Source organism: Candidatus Obscuribacterales bacterium, from assembly GCA_036703605.1.
Taxonomy (GTDB): Bacteria; Cyanobacteriota; Cyanobacteriia; order RECH01; family RECH01; genus RECH01.
In genome coordinates this window covers 1-1,032 of record DATNRH010001195.1, presented here as the reverse complement: position 1 = coordinate 1,032, position 1,032 = coordinate 1, and the positions used below count along the sequence as shown (strand labels likewise).

Here is a 1,032-nt window from a genome sequence, read left to right as displayed (position 1 = left end):
AGAAGTACTCGGGCATCAGGCCGGTCAACCCAAGAGTTCAGTGTGCTGGCTGGATCTGCCTGAGCACACTCTGCCGTATAGGTGAACTGCTCAAGGCCGAATGGCATCATGTTGACTTGAGCAACGGCACTTGGTTCATTCCAGCAGAAGCTACCAAGGGGCACAAAGGCAAACGCCAAGACCACCACGTGTTCCTGTCTTCGTTCGCGCTTGCGCAGTTCAAGCGGTTGCACCAGGAAACCAGACACACTCCATTCTGCTTTCCCAGTAAAGACGAGCAAAGCCATGTCGACACCAAGACGGTGAGTAAGCTGATCGGTGATCGCCAATGCCGCTTCAAAAATCGTAGCATGCCGCTCGCAGGCCGCCATCACGACGATTCGCTGGTCCTAAGTAAAGGTATAAAGGGAGAGTGGACACCACACGACCTGCGTCGAACTGGCTCTACGATGATGCAGGAACTAGGCGTAACCCTGGAGATCATAGATCGCTGCCAAAACCACCTTCTAGGTGGCTCAAAAGTTCGCAGGCACTATCTCCACCATGATTATGCCAAGGAGAAAACTGAAGCCTGGAGGCTGCTGGGCGAGCGCCTGGAGGCAATACTCGCTGTTTGCTAGGCACTAGGGGCTACGCAAGACAAAGGCACCACGAACCACATAAGCAGACTTAGGCTGCTAACGGCCGATTCTGTTGAAAAAGTAGCTCCCCTGCCTGGCCTGCGGCAAAATCGCTTCATTGGCCGGAGGGGGATCACCAGCATGATGGGACAGTTATCGAGTGGGCAGGAGCGACTGTTTTACTCGTTCAACCTTGAAGATCACATCCCAGCCAATCACCTCCTGCGCAGCATTGATCAATGCCTCGATCTGAGTGACCTGCGCCATCACCTCGCCGATTTCTATAGCCCGATTGGGCGTCCGTCGATTGATCCTGAACTGATGATCCGCATGCTGATCGTGGGCTATTGCTATGGCATTCGCTCAGAAAGGCGGTTGTGTGAAGAGGCCCATTTGAACCTGGCCTATCGCT

2 protein-coding genes are annotated in these 1,032 nt (G+C 54.1%); both read left to right on the top strand.

What is annotated here, in order from left to right; translation table 11 throughout:
• Positions 1-620 (top strand): site-specific integrase (locus V6D20_24825; protein ID HEY9819006.1); only part of this gene is annotated, 620 nt, incomplete at its 5' end.
• 141 nt (positions 621-761) lie between these two features.
• A partial coding sequence (locus V6D20_24820) for a transposase (GenBank protein ID HEY9819005.1) occupies positions 762-1,032 on the top strand: 271 nt, incomplete at its 3' end.